The organism is Cytobacillus sp. OWB-43, from assembly GCF_034651445.1.
Taxonomy (GTDB): domain Bacteria; phylum Bacillota; class Bacilli; order Bacillales; family Cytobacillaceae; genus Cytobacillus; species Cytobacillus kochii.
Genome location: NZ_JAYEFF010000001.1, coordinates 404,190 through 420,114, shown reverse-complemented (window position 1 = coordinate 420,114; position 15,925 = coordinate 404,190). Strand labels below are relative to the sequence as shown.

Below are 15,925 nucleotides of genomic sequence, written 5' to 3'. Positions count from 1 at the left end.
ATGCTATTCCTCCTCACGCAAACCAATAAAGCTCATCAATCTACCCGTTTTTCCGTCATCTCTTCGGTGTGAAAAAAACAAGGATTCATGACAGCTTGTACAATATTCAGTAGTATGAATATTATCTCGTAAAACACCATATTTCTGCAATATGAGCTGATTACATCGTTTTAAATCTAATTGATATTGACCTTTAGCTATTTCATTATATACACTAGGAGCTATTTCTCCTAGGCAATCGTTCACTTTGTTAATTACATAATTATCTACAATATAACAAGAACGACATATACCCGGGCCTATAACAACTTCGACCTCTTGTGGATGAATTCCTTTTTCACGGAAGGCATCAATCGCATTTTTAGCGATTTCAAAGACCGTCCCTTTCCATCCTGCATGAGCAACAGCCATATGCTGACTCTTTGGATGAAAGAAATATAGGGGAATACAGTCTGCGTAACACATGGTTAATAATAAATCTTTTTCATCTGTAAACAAGGCGTCTGTAGCAGCAAATGATGTATCATACTCTTTTGCGCCCTTACCTCTATCTTTAGTTTGAACATATTCAATATGAACACCATGAGTTTGTTCTGCTCCCACCCAATTCTCTAACGGAAATTGTAATTCTTGTGCTAATGCTATTCGATTTTGAATAACATGCACTTGTTGGTCACCTACATGAAAGCCAAAGTTTTGCGATGTGTAAGCTTTGTCACTATACCCATCATTTTTAGTTGTAAACCCACAGGTAAGTCCATATTTTTCAAACCAATGTTTTATAATCAAATATTTTTCATTCGTTAATTGAAATGGCTCCATACACTTTCCCCATTTTTTTCTTTAGTTTACCATATTGCGATTAAGGTTTACAGCTATAACTATCGATTGCTATATTCTTCTTTTGGTTCATTTAATTGATATTGATGAGGAAAACGGACAAGGATCACGTCCTCCCCAATCTTTAAAATATCGCCCCATTCAATCACAATATCCTCCAGCTTATTAAAAAAAGGAAGCATTTTGTTTTGTTGACTAATGAAAATACAGTCTATTTTCCCAGTTGCTACATCGATATCAATATCACTAATAAATCCTAACTTCTTACCATCTGCAACATTAATAACATCTTTCATTTGAAAGCTTGAGATCCTCATCATTTTAAGCGCCTCCTTTTAATACAATATATGTTGAGAAAGATTAAAAATACCGAGTTCATATTTGGTGTGATTTGAGACTAAGTGGATCTCAAGATGTTTACTTATAATATTTGTCAAGCAAGCATTTATTGTAGGTGTATCCTACTTTTTTGCGTAATAGTTCTTCTGCTTTTGTCCGTTTATATAAAACAAATATTTGTATCCAGTTTTACCTATTTGTGTGTATTTTCTATGAGATTTCTTACATTTCCTCTATGCTATGCAAGCTCTAACAGAAGGATCTTTTTTGGATTAGCACTCACATCTATATAAAAAAAGAGCTTAACACATTTGTGTCAAACTCTCCTGGCATATTAGCTTTGAATATTTTTATTCATTTGTTTAATAGCTGCTTTTTCTAAGCGTGAGACCTGAGCCTGAGAAATACCAATTTCTTCAGCAACTTCCATTTGTGTTTTTCCTTGAAAAAACCTTTTGCGTAATATCATTTTTTCTCGATCATTCAGGCGTCTCATGCCTTCTTTTAGTGCAAGTTCTTCCACCCATTGAATATCCTTATTCTTTTCATCACTGAGTTGATCCATTACAAAGATTGGGTCGCCGCCGTCATTATAAATAGGCTCAAAAAGTGATACAGGATCTTGTATTGCATCAAGGGCGAAAACAATTTCTTCATGCGGAATATCCAACTCTTTCGCAATCTCTTCAGCTGTTGGTTCTTTTGAAGTTTTACTCATTAGGCGTTCTCTTACCTGCAAGGCTTTATAGGCGATATCACGTAAGGAACGAGATACCCTTATTGGATTATTATCGCGTAAATATCTACGGATTTCTCCAATAATCATAGGAACAGCATAAGTGGAGAATTTTACATTTTGGCTTAAATCAAAATTATCAATAGATTTCATAAGACCGATACAGCCAACTTGAAATAAGTCATCAACAAATTCACCCCTATTATTAAACCGTTGAATGACACTTAAAACGAGTCGGAGGTTCCCATTTACTAGGCTCTCCCTTGCTGATGTATCTCCATTATGCATTTGCTTGAAGAGTGCTCTCATTTCTTCGTTCTTTAGTACTGGAAGCTTTGATGTATCTACTCCGCAAATTTCTACTTTATTTCGAGTCAATCCCATTCCCTCCTCACAGGAGCTGCTGTACAAAAATCAGTATCTCCGCGAGAAGGAAAAATATGCACAAGAAAAATGCGCATAAATTGCAAAAAAAAGAAATATCCTTTATTTAACAGATATTTCAACGACGAAAAAAATTTTTTTACACCATTTTATTGAATTCTTTTTTCAAACGTTTAATGATTCTTTTTTCTAATCTTGAAATATAGGATTGAGAAATCCCAAGCATATCAGCAACATCTTTTTGTGTTTTTTCCTCATCCTCACCAAGTCCAAAACGCAATTCCATGATCTGTTTTTCTCTATCAGATAATTGATGAAGTGCTTTGATTAAGAGCTTTTTATCGACATTTGCTTCTAAATCCTTAGTGATTATATCTTCCTCTGTGCCAAGAACATCTGATAATAATAATTCATTCCCATCCCAATCAATATTAAGTGGTTCATCAAACGAAACTTCCGAGCGAATTTTGTTATTTCTACGTAAATACATTAATATCTCATTTTCAATACATCGTGAGGCATATGTAGCCAGTTTGATTTTTTTCTCCGGATTAAAAGTATTAACTGCCTTTATTAAGCCAATTGTTCCTATACTAATGAGATCTTCAATATTAATGCCTGTATTCTCAAACTTGCGGGCAATATACACTACTAAACGCAAATTCCGTTCAATTAAAATTGACCTTGCTGCTTGATCTCCTTTAGGAAGCTTGTTTAACAATATTGCTTCTTCTTCTTTACTAAGTGGCGGGGGAAGAGCTTCGCTACCACCTATATAATATATTTCATCTGTCTTTAAACCTAATTTCATTAAAAGCTTATACCAATAATATGATAAGCGAAATTTAAGTTTACGCACTCTTTCTCCTCCCTATAATGGTTTATTTCTCATGCACTTTAACTAACCTTCTTTGCACCTGTTAACATTTTTGGATGTACAATACATTGAAAGCGATTCTCTGGGGACAATTTTTGCATAGTAAATGAAATTAACCCTTTATCCACTGCAATGACTTCATTATCTTTAACCAAAGTAATCTTCTCTGGTTTGAGGGCAAGTCGCATTTGATTATCGTTACCGACCACCTTTGCAGGGATCACTCGGACAACTGACATCCAATCGTTCGGGATTTCCCACCTGCCTTCTATCGCACCATCTGGATCTTTTGCCATTGTTGTAATCGCTTCTGGAAAAGACTCTTTATGCTGGTCAATCGAAACAATCATCACAGGTACTCTTGTTAATGGATCGTAAAGCTGATTACCACTATCTATTAGACCTTGGAACTCATAGGTTTCGCCTTTTAGTTGAATTTGCACATTTACATTCGACTCATAATTGATCTTGGTCATTTCAATAGAATCATAATTTTTCTTTGAAAAATGCCAGGCAATAGGGAAACCTAATAATACGAATAGCCAGCTAATAGGGTCACCAAAGCCCTTTACGGATGCAAGCATCACGGTTGATGTTAGATCTAAATCAAATTGAATAAAATAATGAACAGCAATTAAACTACCACCGATTAAAAAGGTTACTGCATAAAATGTACTTAACGCTTTAATAAAAAAAGTTAATCTTCTAAAACCAAATACAATAAAAACCATGAAAATAGAAAATAACCACTTACCTATTGGATGACTGGAGTATGCATGAATCGGTGTAATGGATAATAAGATTATTATTGAGCCTACCAAACCTCCTGTGGCTATTCTCCATAATTTAACTTCGATTTTCAGAAGAATAGACGTTAAATATAGGAGAAGACTATCAAACAACAAATTTAATGCCCAAATAATATCTAAATAAATGGCCAATCTGCCTTCTTCCCCCCTAAAACTAACAATGTATATTCTTATGGGTGGCTGTCTTATTGATGTGCTAAAAAAAGTATAGCCTATTCATCAAGATAAAGATGTCACTTTCTGTTGGTAAAACAGCAGAAATTTTCACTATTCTTTTCTTTTTTTGTCAGTTTTTTGCGGTCTGTCTCACGTGGGGAAAATGACGAAAATGGGGAAGTTTTTAATGTTACTAACTTTTTAGAGAGTTCTTATCTTTGATTAACATTAATATAGAATAGTATTTTACTAATCGTACATATATTTCTGGGGCATTCTTCTTTTAAAACAAAAAAAGCCAATGTCCTTAAACTTAAGGACATTGGCTTTCTTACACAAATTGAATTATCTTCTGCGGTTACGGTTTCTTAAAAATGTTGGGATATCTAATGTATCTTCTGGGTGTTCCTTTGCTGTATTCCTTGATGGCTGCTCATGTGTGGCAGCTTCTTCCCGCTCACGTTCACGATACGTTTCACGCTTTTGCACCTGTGATCCGACACCAACATTTCCTTTATTCTGGCCGAATGCAGGCTTTGAAGGCTTTGTTTGAATAACTTCTTCATTGAAGCCAGTCGCGATAACTGTTACAACAATCTCATCCTTCAAATCCTCATTGATAACAGAACCAAAGATCATATTAACATCTTGATCTGATGCTGATGCAACAATATCTGCTGCTTCTTGTACTTCATACAAGCTTAAGTTTGATCCGCCTGTAATATTCATTAGAACCCCTTGCGCACCATCAATAGACTTTTCTAATAATGGAGAAGAGATGGCCTTCTTGGCAGCTTCTGCTGCTCGATTTTCTCCTGCAGCTAATCCGATTCCCATAAGTGCAGAACCTTTATTGGACATAATTGTTTTTACATCAGCGAAGTCCAAGTTAATCAAACCAGGTGTGGCAATCAAATCTGAAATACCTTGAACACCTTGGCGAAGAACATTATCTGCTTCACGGAATGCTTCAAGCATCGGTGTACTTTTATCTACAATTTCTAATAAACGATCATTAGGGATAACAATCAATGTATCCACAGCATCTTTCATAGAAGCTATTCCACCAGCTGCTTGAGTAGAACGTTTACGACCTTCAAATGTAAAAGGTCTTGTCACAACACCCACTGTTAAAGCGCCTAAATCACGTGCGATTTGAGCTATAACAGGAGCAGCACCTGTACCTGTTCCTCCGCCCATTCCAGCAGTAACAAATACCATATCTGCACCTTTTAATGCTTCTTCTACTTGCTCTTTACTTTCTTCAGCTGCCTTTTTTCCTACTTCTGGATTGGCACCTGCACCGAGCCCTCTTGTCAATTTACCACCAATTTGCATCTTCACTTCGGCTTTGGATAGGTTTAGCGCTTGAGCATCTGTATTCACTGCAATAAATTCAACACCTTGTACACCATGCTCAATCATGCGGTTAACGGCGTTATTTCCTCCGCCACCAACTCCAATTACTTTTATCGTTGCTAATGAATCTAAATTCGTATCAAATTCCAACATGACAAATCCTCCTAATTCGTCGATATTCCTAAGAACACCTTTTTTTCGATTCGCTCATTTATCTTGATGATTAACTGTTTAATAGCTAACTCACATCTACTGTAAATTTACAATCTGCCTTGCTATTAATCTATTACAATACAATGTTTTGTTTTTGCTACTCGAAAAAGTATCCAAGGAACTTTTTAACTCTTGATGTCACTTTTTGTTCCGGCTCTTTTTCTGTGCTTTTCTTCGGCTGTGTTTGCTTTTGTGTTCTCTTTTCATTTGCTTCAGGCTGATCGACAATTGCCTCCATGTTCTTTCCTTGTATCTTTGCATTTTTATATGCAAACTGTATTAAGCCAACTGCTGTACAATATTGTGGTTCTCTAACCCCAATATAATCAGGTACGGCTATTCTCACTCTATTCTGGAAGACCACTTGAGCAAGTTCTAATACCCCTTGCGTATTTGCAACCCCTCCACATAAGACATAACCACCTGGAAGGTCTGATGCCCCTAGCCTTCTTATCTCATGTTGAATAAGATCAAAGGTTTCTTCCATTCTTGCTTCAATAATATCTGCTATTTCTAGCTGATTAAATTGCTGATGTTGATCACTGCCGATAATTGGTACACTAAATACCTCTTCCTCTGAAGCATGATCATAAAAAGCATACCCATGTTTTATCTTAATTTTTTCAGCATCTTCAGTTGAAGTTCGTAAACCAATCGATAAGTCTTTAGTGATATGTTCTCCTCCAACAGGCAATACACTTGTATCCTTTAGTACCCCATTTTCAAAAATAGCAATCGTTGTTGAACCACCACCTATATCAACAAGTGCCACACCTAAGTTTTTCTCATCTTTCGATAAGGCGAAAGCACCTGCTGCTAACGGCTGAAGGGTAATATCCATAATTTCTAGGCCTGCGCGTTCAACGCATCTAAGCGTATTATGTAATAAAGTTTTAGATCCGGTTATGATGGTACCTTCCATTTCTAACCTTACACCAATCATACCTCTTGGATCATTGATTTCATCTAATCCATCTACAATAAATTGCCTTGGAATAACATCAATAATTTCTCTCTCAGGTGGCACTGATACCACTTGGGCAGCATCCATCACACGCGCTACATCATCATCTGAGATTTCCTTATTTTCACTTGACACGGCGACTACACCGTGAGAAGGCTGAAGCATAACATGGTTACCAGTGATACCTACTATCACTCTTCTAATCTCCATGCCAATCATTCTTTCAGCTTGTTCAATTGCTCTTCTAATAGAATGAACGGTTTCATCTATATCAACAATGGAGCCCTTTCTTAATCCTTCGGAAGCTACATTGCCAACACCAATAATGTTTAAAGAATCATTGACCATCTCACCAATGATTACTTTTACACTGGATGTACCGATGTCAAGGCTGACATATATTTCATTGCTGTTCATTCTGTGGCACCTCCCTTTTTGCGAGTCTACTTTTTTAGTTACTTACTCTTGCAGTTTTCATTATAAAACCTTTATATATTAAACTGATAAACCAAATTTGATATTAATAAAATTATTCGTCAAAACTAAACTATTCCCTTTTTTAAAATCAATTTTTTTCTAAATTTTCATTCTTACTTGTCCACCTGGCTAATAAAATCCTTCGAATAACAGCGATGTTTTGAAATAACCTCACACCGAAGGCAAATACAGCTGCTAAATATAAGTCTACACCAAGATGAACCCCTAGAAAAGCAAGACCTGCTGCAAGCATAATATTAAAGAAAAATCCGGATACAAAGATCTTTTCACTATACACATCTTGTAAATGGGCTCTAATACCACCAAAAAGTGTATCAAGTGCAGCAAGAATAGCGATTGATAAGTAATTGGCGTATTCATCAGGAATTTGAAAATCTGTCATAAACCCGATAAACAACCCGATAAATAAACCTAAGATGGGTAGCCACATTATGAATGTCCTCCTTCGCTCTTCTTGCCCGCCTCCTTCATATCAGTCATTTGAATTGGTTCATTGTAGGCTGGTACAGTAATCTCATTTTCCGCTAGTTGTATATCGAGTGTTAAATTTTCTATAAAAAAGTCTTCTATAGATTTAGAAACTTGCATTCTTTTATACATTTGTTCCGCATCCTGCTCATTTTCTACAATAACCCTCAATTCTAACGGTAAGGCCTGAATAGAATAACCATCTATTTTAGTTATATTATTAATATCTCTTATCACAGTAGAGTTGATTACCCGATGACCACCGATTGCTACTTCTTTCGCACCATAACGGTTGAGTTCATTTAATAACCTCTTCAATAAATCGGGTGTGACCTTGCCCACTTGTGAGCCGATAATCAATTCCTCAGCAATAGGTTGTATCGTTAAAATCAAACCTGGACCTGATTTTTCTGTCAACCCTACTTCTGTTTTGAGCTCATCCAATGTTGTTCTCAGAATCTCTTCCTTATTAGCAGCTATATTATTTTCATATTGCGCTATTTTTTCTTCTTGTGATCTGATTTCCTCTAGCAACTCAAGCCGTAATGCTTCCTCATTTTGCAGATCTTCCCGCAATTGCCATGTATCTCTTGTATCTCTTACATCTGTATTCTTGACCGTTTTAAACTGAATGGCTAGCATGACACCAATTAAGACTGTAATTATCGTAAAACCCCATTGCTTTTTGTTCATCGTTTCACCTATCTTCTTTTTCCATCAATTATTATACCTATCATGATAGAAAAAGCACTAACTACCAATTATCGGGTCCATTATGATTTCTGATTTACTCTCTAATGAAAACTGAATATTTTCATTGACAAGTAAGTCTTTAACACCGCCAGCAATATTTAGTGCCGATGTGAGAACATCCGCATCTCCAATCGCAGATATAACAAATGGGGCTGGGTGTTGCTTCCCGTCCACTTCAATGACTGGTCCGTTACAGACAATATAAGAGGAATGCGTTAAGCGCTGACCATTAATGGCGACAGCTGAAGCACCGGCAATGTATAACTCATTAATAACTTGAAACACATGATGTTCATGTACGATGTAATTATTCGCTGAATCGGCTTGAGGATTGTATTCCCCGTCCAAGAGAGTGACATTTACACCAGGGCCACTCACTTTGACTTTGCCCAAATACATTCGATATTTATCGGCATCCTCGGCAAGATTACTATATACTTGCTCATCTTGAGAGAATTCTTTTTCTATTTTTTGCAGAGCATCTTGTGACTTGTACAATTCTTGTTGAAGGCTAAGATTTTTTTCTTCCAAATCAATCAATTCACGTCTTAATTGCTGATCCCTCTCCCACTGGTTACTCGTTATACTACTGTCACCCTTTGTATCTTTCGCCAATTGAAAGGAATAAGCAATTAGAAAACCTAATCCAATGAAAACAAGTGAAAAGATAACCTGATTATTCTTCAACTTCCTCTTCTTGTTCTTTTTCATTCTCATTAGCTCCCCCTTCGCCATAAGGCTTAAAGTAAGAGCCCACTTCCAAATCAATAATTCCTTTTACTTCGGGATCAAGTTGAGCGACAATTGCCGGGTAATGAGACATTTTATCGACAAAGGTAGCTAATGTAGCGATTACTTCATACCCATCATTCATGTATAGCGTAATTGCCTCTTTATCTGTTTCTTTAGGTGTCGCGTGTATTTCTGAAATTGAATTACGAACTTCTTCTGGTAATTGACCAAGAGACGCAATCATCTTCTCTAACACATTTCCTTCAGAAAATTGAAATAAAATAGGTGCACTGGCTGGGAACTCACTTTCACCTTTTACTGAGAGAGTTTTACCGTTTTCAAGAACGGGTATATAATCCTCACCTTCCATAATATAAGCTACTCGTTTATGTTCTTTCACCGAAATAACGACTGTATTTGGAAACTCAGTTGCTACTTTTACCTCTTTCATTTCTGGTAGTTTTAAAAGCACTTGCTCAATCTCAGCTTCATCAACTTTCCATATATTCATATCTTCAGTTAATCCACTTTGATCTACAATCGTTTCATTGCTGAAGACAGTGTTACCTGATACTTTAATTGCTTTTATATTGCTCAACGGTGACTGGAAATAAACTACTAAGGCAATCAGAAATAAAAAGAAAATAAGTAGGAAAATGAGTCTACGGTTTGCTTTCTTTTTTCTCTGCTGTTTTAATTTAGGAATTCTATCTTCTATGGATACTATTTTTCCTTGTTCCAGCATCATCACCTCGTACATCGTTACTCACAGCATATATCCTTATTTTCGGTTAATTAAACTAATATATTAACATAATGAGATAATATACCTAAATCTTTATTCACTTATCATCATTCTATTGAATGATTATATCACAATAATTGGAATGGAAGTTGGTCTTTTTCGCTACTTACGCCCAATTATTTCAACTTCTGTTTGCAATGCTATGCCCTTCTCTGCTAATACCGTATCCTTCGCATGTTGAATCAGACCCAAAACATCTTCAGCAGTTGCCTGATTACTATTCACGATAAAATTCCCGTGCATTGGCGAGATTTGGGCGCCTCCCAGTGAATGCCCCTTTAAACCAACTGCTTCAATCAGCTGACCAGCATGATGTGGTAGTGGATTTCTAAAAATACTCCCTGCACAAGGGGAATCCCATGGTTGTGTTTCTTTTCGATAAGCCTTATTACGTAACATCCTATCAATAATCGCTTCTTTCTCTCCTTGCACTAAGCGAAAAATCGCTTCAACAACAATGCCAGGTCGTTCTTTTTGTAAAATAGACGTACGATACGAAAATTTCATTTCTTCGTTTGTTAACCAGTGCATTTCACCATTCGGAAAAAGGATATACGCTTTCTCAAGAATAGTTGCGATATCCGATTGATGTGCACCTGCGTTCATAAAGACTGCTCCACCAACAGAACCAGGAATTCCACTTGCAAATTCTAGCCCTGCATACCCTTGTTTACTCACTTTTGTAGCTAATGCTACAAGGGGGTATCCTGCACCGACCCTTAGGAGTTCCTGTTCTAGTTCGAGGTGGGCAAAGCCTTTACCGAATTTAATAACTACTCCCTCAATGCCATCATCAGCTACTAATAAATTAGAGCCTCTTCCTATGACAGTCCATTTCATTTTATGCGAGACAATAACATCCATCGCTTTACGCAAATCTTCTATTGTCCTAGGTTCAATAAAAATATCGGCAGGTCCACCGATTTTCATCGTAGTATGATAAGCAAGCGGTTCTTTTTCTTTCACCGTTCCATTTATAGCGTTTTTCAACTTACTAAATACGCTCTGCATAACATCCGCCCTCTCTGTATCGTCATTCTATATTATGCTAATACCATCAAGAATGGGCTACATTACTACTTGTCTTTCATTAATTTTTTCATGACATTATATAACCGATCGGCTGCATCTGGGACGCCTATCTTCTTTGCAGCAGATTTCATTGCGACAATTTTGTCCTCATCTAATAAAATCCGGTCAATCGATTCAATTAATTTATTCGCACTCAAATCTCCTTCTAGGAGTAATTCTGCTGCGCCATGGTCGCTTAATGCTCTCGCGTTCTTTTCTTGATGATTATTCGTAACATATGGGCTTGGTATTAATATACTTGGGATGCCTAATGACGTTAATTCAGCTAGGGTTGTTGCCCCTGCTCTTGTTACAGCAAGGTCCGTTCCCGCTAATACTTCTGGCATATTATGAATAAAAGGCTTGATTTTGATATTTTCGGGATTTCCAGCCAATTCAGCCTCTTTCTTTACACTTTCATAATGGACCTCACCGGTGATATATAATACTTCATACGGCCTAGATGCTAACTGTGTAAATGTTTTTAACACGGCATCATTAATCGGCCTTGCTCCCCTACTACCACCGAAAATCAAAACAGATGGTTTAGCTGGATCTAGACCCACAGATAATTTACCATTAATGGCATTTTGTCCAAGCACTTCTGTTGCTCTGGGATTACCCGTCATAACTACCTTTCCTTTAGGAAAGCTTGCCACAGCTTCATCAAAGCATACAGCTACTTTATCAACATATTTACTAAGGAACTTATTAGTTAAACCAGGTACACTATTTTGTTCATGAATGATTGTTGGAACCCCCAACTTGGCACCAGCGTATACAACTGGCCCACATACATAACCACCTGTACCAATTACGACATCTGGCTGAAATTCCTTCAACATTTTTTTACTTTCTTGAACACCTTTTAAGAACCGCCAAATCGTTTTCACATTATCTAAAGATAAGCTTCTTTTAAATCCTGAAATTTCAATTGACTGAAAAGGTATATTAGCACGAGGAACAATCGACGCCTCTAGCCCATTTTTAGTACCTATGTATAAGAATTCTGCGTTTTTATCTTGCTTTTGAATTTCTCGAATTAAGGCAAGCGCAGGGTAAATATGTCCACCTGTGCCACCACCACTTAATGCAATTTTCATGCTTTCACCTCAAACAAAGCTGTTAGTTTCCTTACTGTTTACTAGTCTTACTTTATCCTATTCTACTATATTTGCACTGAAAGGAAGAAATGATAACCTACAATGTCATGCAAATGTAATGAATTTGGAAAATCTCTTTCCCTTTTGAAATAAATGAATGTTCTACACTAACAAATTAAACCAAGTAATACCACATAATTGAAGCTTTAACTATATATTCTTTTTTAATTTGCGATTTTCCTATCAGCAAAAAAAGAAACCCTAAAATGGGTTTCATTAATAACGAGAATACCGACTAATATTAAGTAGCACACCAATTGCCATTAACATAAGGGTCAATGAAGAACCTCCATAACTTAAGAATGGTAAAGTGATCCCAGTTACTGGCATTAAACCTGTGACTACTCCAATATTAATCATTACTTGTATGGCAACCATGGCGATAATTCCTACTGCCAAAAAACTACCATATAAATCTGGTGCACCAAGCGCTACTCTAATTCCTCTCCATAAAAGAAGAGCGAAGAGTAAAATCACGAATGTGCCCCCTATAAAACCTAATTCCTCAGATAATATAGCAAAAATGAAATCTGTTTGTGGTTCTGGTAAATAGAAGAATTTCTGTCTGCTTTCTCCTAAACCTAAACCGAATAATCCACCTGGACCAATTGCATAAAGAGATTGTATAATTTGAAATCCACTTCCTAAAGGGTCCTGCCAAGGATCTAAGAAGGAAGTAATTCTTTTGATTCGATAAGGAGCAGAGAGCACTAAAGCAACAAAGCCTCCTATACCGATTAAACCTAAAAATGCGAAATGTTTAATTCTTGCACCTGACACGAATATCATTACAATACAAGTCCCTACCATTACAGTTCCCGTGCCTAAATCAGGCTGTAACATGATTAAGCCGAAAGCAAGAAATACTAGACCTAATGAAGGTACTAACCCCTTCTTAAATGAGGTAATGAGTTTCTGTTTTTCGGAAAGGAACTTAGCGAGAAAAGCAATCATCGCTAGTTTCATAAACTCGGAAGGTTGAATAGAGAATGCACCAACCCCTATCCAACTTCTTGATCCATTTCTAACATTTCCTATACCAGGTATTAATACTAATAATAGCAACACAAAACAAACAATGATGATGACTTTTGCCCATGTTCTCCATGTCCAATAATCGACATTCATAAGAAAGAACATGGCTACTAAACCCACAACTGCAAATAGTAACTGCCTTTTCGCGAAGAAAAAAGCGTCATCAAACTTGTAATCTGCCCAAATGGCACTGGCACTATAAACCATCGTTAGTCCAACAGCTAAGAGCATGAGCGTAACAATAATTAATATCATATCTGGAGTGGCTTTTTTAGTTGGCAAAGTCAACACACCTCTAAATGCAAGTTTTAGGGCTGTTTGCAGTTTCCTCTACCGAACAAAATCAAGCTTAGCTAAAGGAATAGGATCATTTGAACCGGCAGACAAGCCCTTTACTTAAGCTTATGCACCGCTTCTATAAAAATGTCTCCTCTTACTTCAAAAGTTTTATATTGATCCCAACTTGCACACGCGGGCGAAAGTAAGATAATATCTCCTTCTTTTGAAAGGTCAAAAGCCAGTGGCACAGCATCTTCCACATTATTGGCATGTACGATGCTTTTTATCCCTGCACGAGCAGCAGCAGCGTCAATTTTTTCAGCCGTCTCACCGAAAGTTACGACGGCTTTTACATTTGTAAGTGCTGGTATAAGCTCATCAAAGGCATTACCACGATCAAGACCGCCAGCTAGAAGAACAATCGGCTGATCAAAGGCAGCTAAAGCTTTCGTTGTCGCTAAAATATTTGTTGCCTTTGAATCATTATAAAAACGCCTTTTATTCTTTTCGCCAACGAATTGTAGACGGTGCGCTACTCCTTGAAAAGTCGTTAAAACTTGATAGATGGCTTCATTATTAATACCGGACAATTTCGCAGCAATGATACTTGATAGAATGTTTTCTAAGTTATGTGCCCCCGGGAGAACAATATCGGTAATAGATATAATTGCTTCCTCATTAAAGTAAATGATGCCGCCTTTGATATATCCACCTTTTTCCAATTCTCCAGTGGTAGAAAACGGGATAATTGTTGCTTTTGAATGGGCAGCTACTTCCATCACTGCTTCTTGATCAGCATTTACAATGAAGTAATCTTCCTCCGTTTGGTTTTTTGTGATATTCGCTTTTGCACTGATATATTCTTTCATTGTGCCATGATAATCAATATGTGCTTCATAAAGATTGGTTAAAATAGCAATTTTCGGGCGAAATGCTTCAATTCCCATTAATTGAAAAGAAGACAACTCAATAATAATTGTATCTTCCTTCTTCGCGTTTTCCGCAACGATAGAAGATACCTTTCCGATGTTACCAGCAATAAGCGAAGACTTATTAGCAGCCTGAAAAATTTCATTAATGAGCGTTGTCGTTGTTGTTTTCCCATTTGTACCAGTAATAGCAACAAATGGAGCTTGGGATATTTGATAAGCCAGTTCTACTTCCGTAATAACCGGTAACCCTCTATCAATCGCCCCTTGGACAATAGGGTTGCTATATGGAATGCCAGGGTTTTTTACCACATATTCAAACCCTTCATCAAGCAAGTCGACTGGGTGGCTTCCACAAATTACGGTAATACCTTGCTGTAATAAGCTTTGGGCCTCCGGATTTTCATCTAGAGGTTTATAGTCATTTACCGTTACAAAAGCACCTAACTTATGTAGTAGAGATGCCGCACCGACACCACTTTTAGCAAGTCCTAACACGAGTATTTTTTTATGATGATAATGATTCACTGTTTTCATTACATCCACACCTCTACATAGATTCCGAGAATGGCACAAAGAAGACCTACTGTCCAAAATGTCACAACAACGCGCCACTCTGACCACCCTACAAGCTCGTAGTGATGATGTAATGGGCTCATTTTAAATACACGTTTACCTGTTGTCTTGAAAGAAGCTACTTGAATAATCACTGATAATGTTTCAATAACAAATACGAAGCCTATGATTAGTAAGATTAGTTCAAACTTTGTCATGATGGCAATCGCTGCAATTGCTCCACCCAATGCAAGTGATCCTGTATCACCCATAAAAACTTTGGCTGGATGTGCATTGAATACAAGAAATCCAAGAAGTGCACCAACAACTGCTACTGAAAACACTGATACTTCAAATAATGATTGACTCCAAGCTAGGACGGCAAATGCACCAAATGCGATTGCTGCTGTCCCACTTACCAATCCATCTAACCCGTCTGTTAAGTTCACAGCATTTGAAAACCCAACGAGCCAAAAAATAATAAATAAGGCATAGCCCCATCCTAAATCAATGGAAAAATCGGTTAAAGGAATCGCTACTTCTGTACTAAAACCGGTTTGCTTTAATACGAAGAAGAATATTATTGAAATAATAATCTGTCCGATTAGTTTTTGCAATGAAGTTAAACCTAAGTTTCTTTTCATCACTACTTTAATAAAATCATCTAAGAATCCTAATAAACCAAAACCTAAAGTAACGAGAAGCAGCAAATAAGTGGTACTTGTCGGTCCTTGGAATTTAGCAGTCATAATGAGCGTACTTAATGTAATTGAAAATAGAATCATTAAGCCACCCATTGTAGGCGTTCCTGTTTTCTTCTGGTGGGATTTTGGTCCTTCTTCTCTTATGCTTTGACCGAATTTAAGTCTCCTTAAAAAAGGTATGAACAACGGAGAAATGAGTACGGTAATTAAGAAACCTAGGATTATTGTAAATAATATCACTTGCTCCATCATTATT

16 protein-coding genes are annotated in these 15,925 nt (G+C 36.9%); all 16 read right to left on the bottom strand.

The window, feature by feature from the left end; genetic code table 11:
• Nucleotides 1–3 precede the first annotated feature (3 nt).
• Nucleotides 4–822 (bottom strand): peptidoglycan editing factor PgeF, encoded by an 819-nt coding sequence (gene pgeF, locus U9M49_RS02195; RefSeq protein WP_095369604.1) that lies wholly within the window; start codon nucleotides 820–822, stop codon nucleotides 4–6.
• Between the two features lie 59 nt (nucleotides 823–881).
• Nucleotides 882–1,160, bottom strand: coding sequence for a YlmC/YmxH family sporulation protein (locus U9M49_RS02190; protein ID WP_095369605.1), 279 nt, complete (start codon nucleotides 1,158–1,160; stop codon nucleotides 882–884).
• A gap of 353 nt (nucleotides 1,161–1,513) precedes the next feature.
• Nucleotides 1,514–2,293, bottom strand: a complete 780-nt coding sequence (gene sigG, locus U9M49_RS02185) for an RNA polymerase sporulation sigma factor SigG (protein WP_095369606.1) — start codon at nucleotides 2,291–2,293, stop codon at nucleotides 1,514–1,516.
• A 145-nt stretch (nucleotides 2,294–2,438) separates the two neighbouring features.
• Nucleotides 2,439–3,158: an RNA polymerase sporulation sigma factor SigE gene (gene sigE / locus U9M49_RS02180; RefSeq protein WP_095369607.1), complete on the bottom strand. Its 720-nt coding sequence runs from the start codon at nucleotides 3,156–3,158 to the stop codon at nucleotides 2,439–2,441.
• Nucleotides 3,159–3,196: 38 nt separating this feature from the next.
• Nucleotides 3,197–4,117, bottom strand: coding sequence for a sigma-E processing peptidase SpoIIGA (gene spoIIGA, locus U9M49_RS02175; RefSeq protein ID WP_095369608.1), 921 nt, complete (start codon nucleotides 4,115–4,117; stop codon nucleotides 3,197–3,199).
• A gap of 369 nt (nucleotides 4,118–4,486) precedes the next feature.
• Nucleotides 4,487–5,653, bottom strand: a complete 1,167-nt coding sequence (gene ftsZ, locus U9M49_RS02170) for a cell division protein FtsZ (RefSeq protein WP_095369609.1) — start codon at nucleotides 5,651–5,653, stop codon at nucleotides 4,487–4,489.
• 157 nt (nucleotides 5,654–5,810) lie between these two features.
• Entirely contained in the window at nucleotides 5,811–7,094 is a 1,284-nt protein-coding gene (ftsA, locus tag U9M49_RS02165) for a cell division protein FtsA (protein WP_095369610.1), read from the bottom strand.
• A 148-nt stretch (nucleotides 7,095–7,242) separates the two neighbouring features.
• Nucleotides 7,243–7,605 (bottom strand): small basic family protein, encoded by a 363-nt coding sequence (locus U9M49_RS02160; protein ID WP_095369611.1) that lies wholly within the window; start codon nucleotides 7,603–7,605, stop codon nucleotides 7,243–7,245.
• Complete coding sequence (locus tag U9M49_RS02155) at nucleotides 7,605–8,336, bottom strand: DUF881 domain-containing protein (RefSeq protein WP_307314552.1); 732 nt, start codon at nucleotides 8,334–8,336, stop codon at nucleotides 7,605–7,607. Before U9M49_RS02155 ends, U9M49_RS02160 begins: the two co-directional genes overlap by 1 nt.
• A 57-nt stretch (nucleotides 8,337–8,393) precedes the next feature.
• Entirely contained in the window at nucleotides 8,394–9,107 is a 714-nt protein-coding gene (locus U9M49_RS02150; protein ID WP_095373479.1) for a DUF881 domain-containing protein, read from the bottom strand.
• The gene (locus U9M49_RS02145) at nucleotides 9,073–9,873 is read right to left on the bottom strand and encodes a cell division protein FtsQ/DivIB (protein WP_307314556.1); all 801 of its coding nucleotides are present in this window, start codon (nucleotides 9,871–9,873) and stop codon (nucleotides 9,073–9,075) included. Before U9M49_RS02145 ends, U9M49_RS02150 begins: the two co-directional genes overlap by 35 nt.
• 162 nt (nucleotides 9,874–10,035) lie before the next feature.
• The gene (gene murB, locus U9M49_RS02140; RefSeq protein ID WP_095369613.1) at nucleotides 10,036–10,944 is read right to left on the bottom strand and encodes a UDP-N-acetylmuramate dehydrogenase; all 909 of its coding nucleotides are present in this window, start codon (nucleotides 10,942–10,944) and stop codon (nucleotides 10,036–10,038) included.
• A 65-nt stretch (nucleotides 10,945–11,009) separates the two neighbouring features.
• Nucleotides 11,010–12,107 (bottom strand): undecaprenyldiphospho-muramoylpentapeptide beta-N-acetylglucosaminyltransferase, encoded by a 1,098-nt coding sequence (gene murG / locus U9M49_RS02135; protein ID WP_095369614.1) that lies wholly within the window; start codon nucleotides 12,105–12,107, stop codon nucleotides 11,010–11,012.
• A gap of 276 nt (nucleotides 12,108–12,383) precedes the next feature.
• A complete protein-coding gene (spoVE, locus tag U9M49_RS02130; protein WP_095369615.1) occupies nucleotides 12,384–13,484 on the bottom strand; it encodes a stage V sporulation protein E in 1,101 nt (366 codons plus the stop codon).
• 110 nt (nucleotides 13,485–13,594) lie between these two features.
• A complete protein-coding gene (murD, locus tag U9M49_RS02125; protein WP_322909209.1) occupies nucleotides 13,595–14,947 on the bottom strand; it encodes a UDP-N-acetylmuramoyl-L-alanine--D-glutamate ligase in 1,353 nt (450 codons plus the stop codon).
• Nucleotides 14,947–15,921: a phospho-N-acetylmuramoyl-pentapeptide-transferase gene (gene mraY / locus U9M49_RS02120; RefSeq protein ID WP_095369616.1), complete on the bottom strand. Its 975-nt coding sequence runs from the start codon at nucleotides 15,919–15,921 to the stop codon at nucleotides 14,947–14,949. Before mraY ends, murD begins: the two co-directional genes overlap by 1 nt.
• Nucleotides 15,922–15,925: the final 4 nt, after the last annotated feature.

What these genes read in the sequence shown, in the direction of transcription:
- pgeF (WP_095369604.1), bottom strand. Translation starts at nt 822, where the DNA reads ATGGAGCCATTTCAATTAACGAATGAAAAATATTTGATTATAAAACAT.
- U9M49_RS02190 (WP_095369605.1), bottom strand. Translation starts at nt 1,160, where the DNA reads ATGATGAGGATCTCAAGCTTTCAAATGAAAGATGTTATTAATGTTGCA.
- ftsZ (WP_095369609.1), bottom strand. Translation starts at nt 5,653, where the DNA reads ATGTTGGAATTTGATACGAATTTAGATTCATTAGCAACGATAAAAGTA.
- ftsA (WP_095369610.1), bottom strand. Translation starts at nt 7,094, where the DNA reads ATGAACAGCAATGAAATATATGTCAGCCTTGACATCGGTACATCCAGT.
- U9M49_RS02160 (WP_095369611.1), bottom strand. Translation starts at nt 7,605, where the DNA reads ATGTGGCTACCCATCTTAGGTTTATTTATCGGGTTGTTTATCGGGTTT.
- U9M49_RS02155 (WP_307314552.1), bottom strand. Translation starts at nt 8,336, where the DNA reads ATGAACAAAAAGCAATGGGGTTTTACGATAATTACAGTCTTAATTGGT.
- U9M49_RS02150 (WP_095373479.1), bottom strand. Translation starts at nt 9,107, where the DNA reads ATGAAAAAGAACAAGAAGAGGAAGTTGAAGAATAATCAGGTTATCTTT.
- U9M49_RS02145 (WP_307314556.1), bottom strand. Translation starts at nt 9,873, where the DNA reads ATGCTGGAACAAGGAAAAATAGTATCCATAGAAGATAGAATTCCTAAA.
- murB (WP_095369613.1), bottom strand. Translation starts at nt 10,944, where the DNA reads ATGCAGAGCGTATTTAGTAAGTTGAAAAACGCTATAAATGGAACGGTG.
- murG (WP_095369614.1), bottom strand. Translation starts at nt 12,107, where the DNA reads ATGAAAATTGCATTAAGTGGTGGTGGCACAGGTGGACATATTTACCCT.
- murD (WP_322909209.1), bottom strand. Translation starts at nt 14,947, where the DNA reads ATGAAAACAGTGAATCATTATCATCATAAAAAAATACTCGTGTTAGGA.
- mraY (WP_095369616.1), bottom strand. Translation starts at nt 15,921, where the DNA reads ATGATGGAGCAAGTGATATTATTTACAATAATCCTAGGTTTCTTAATT.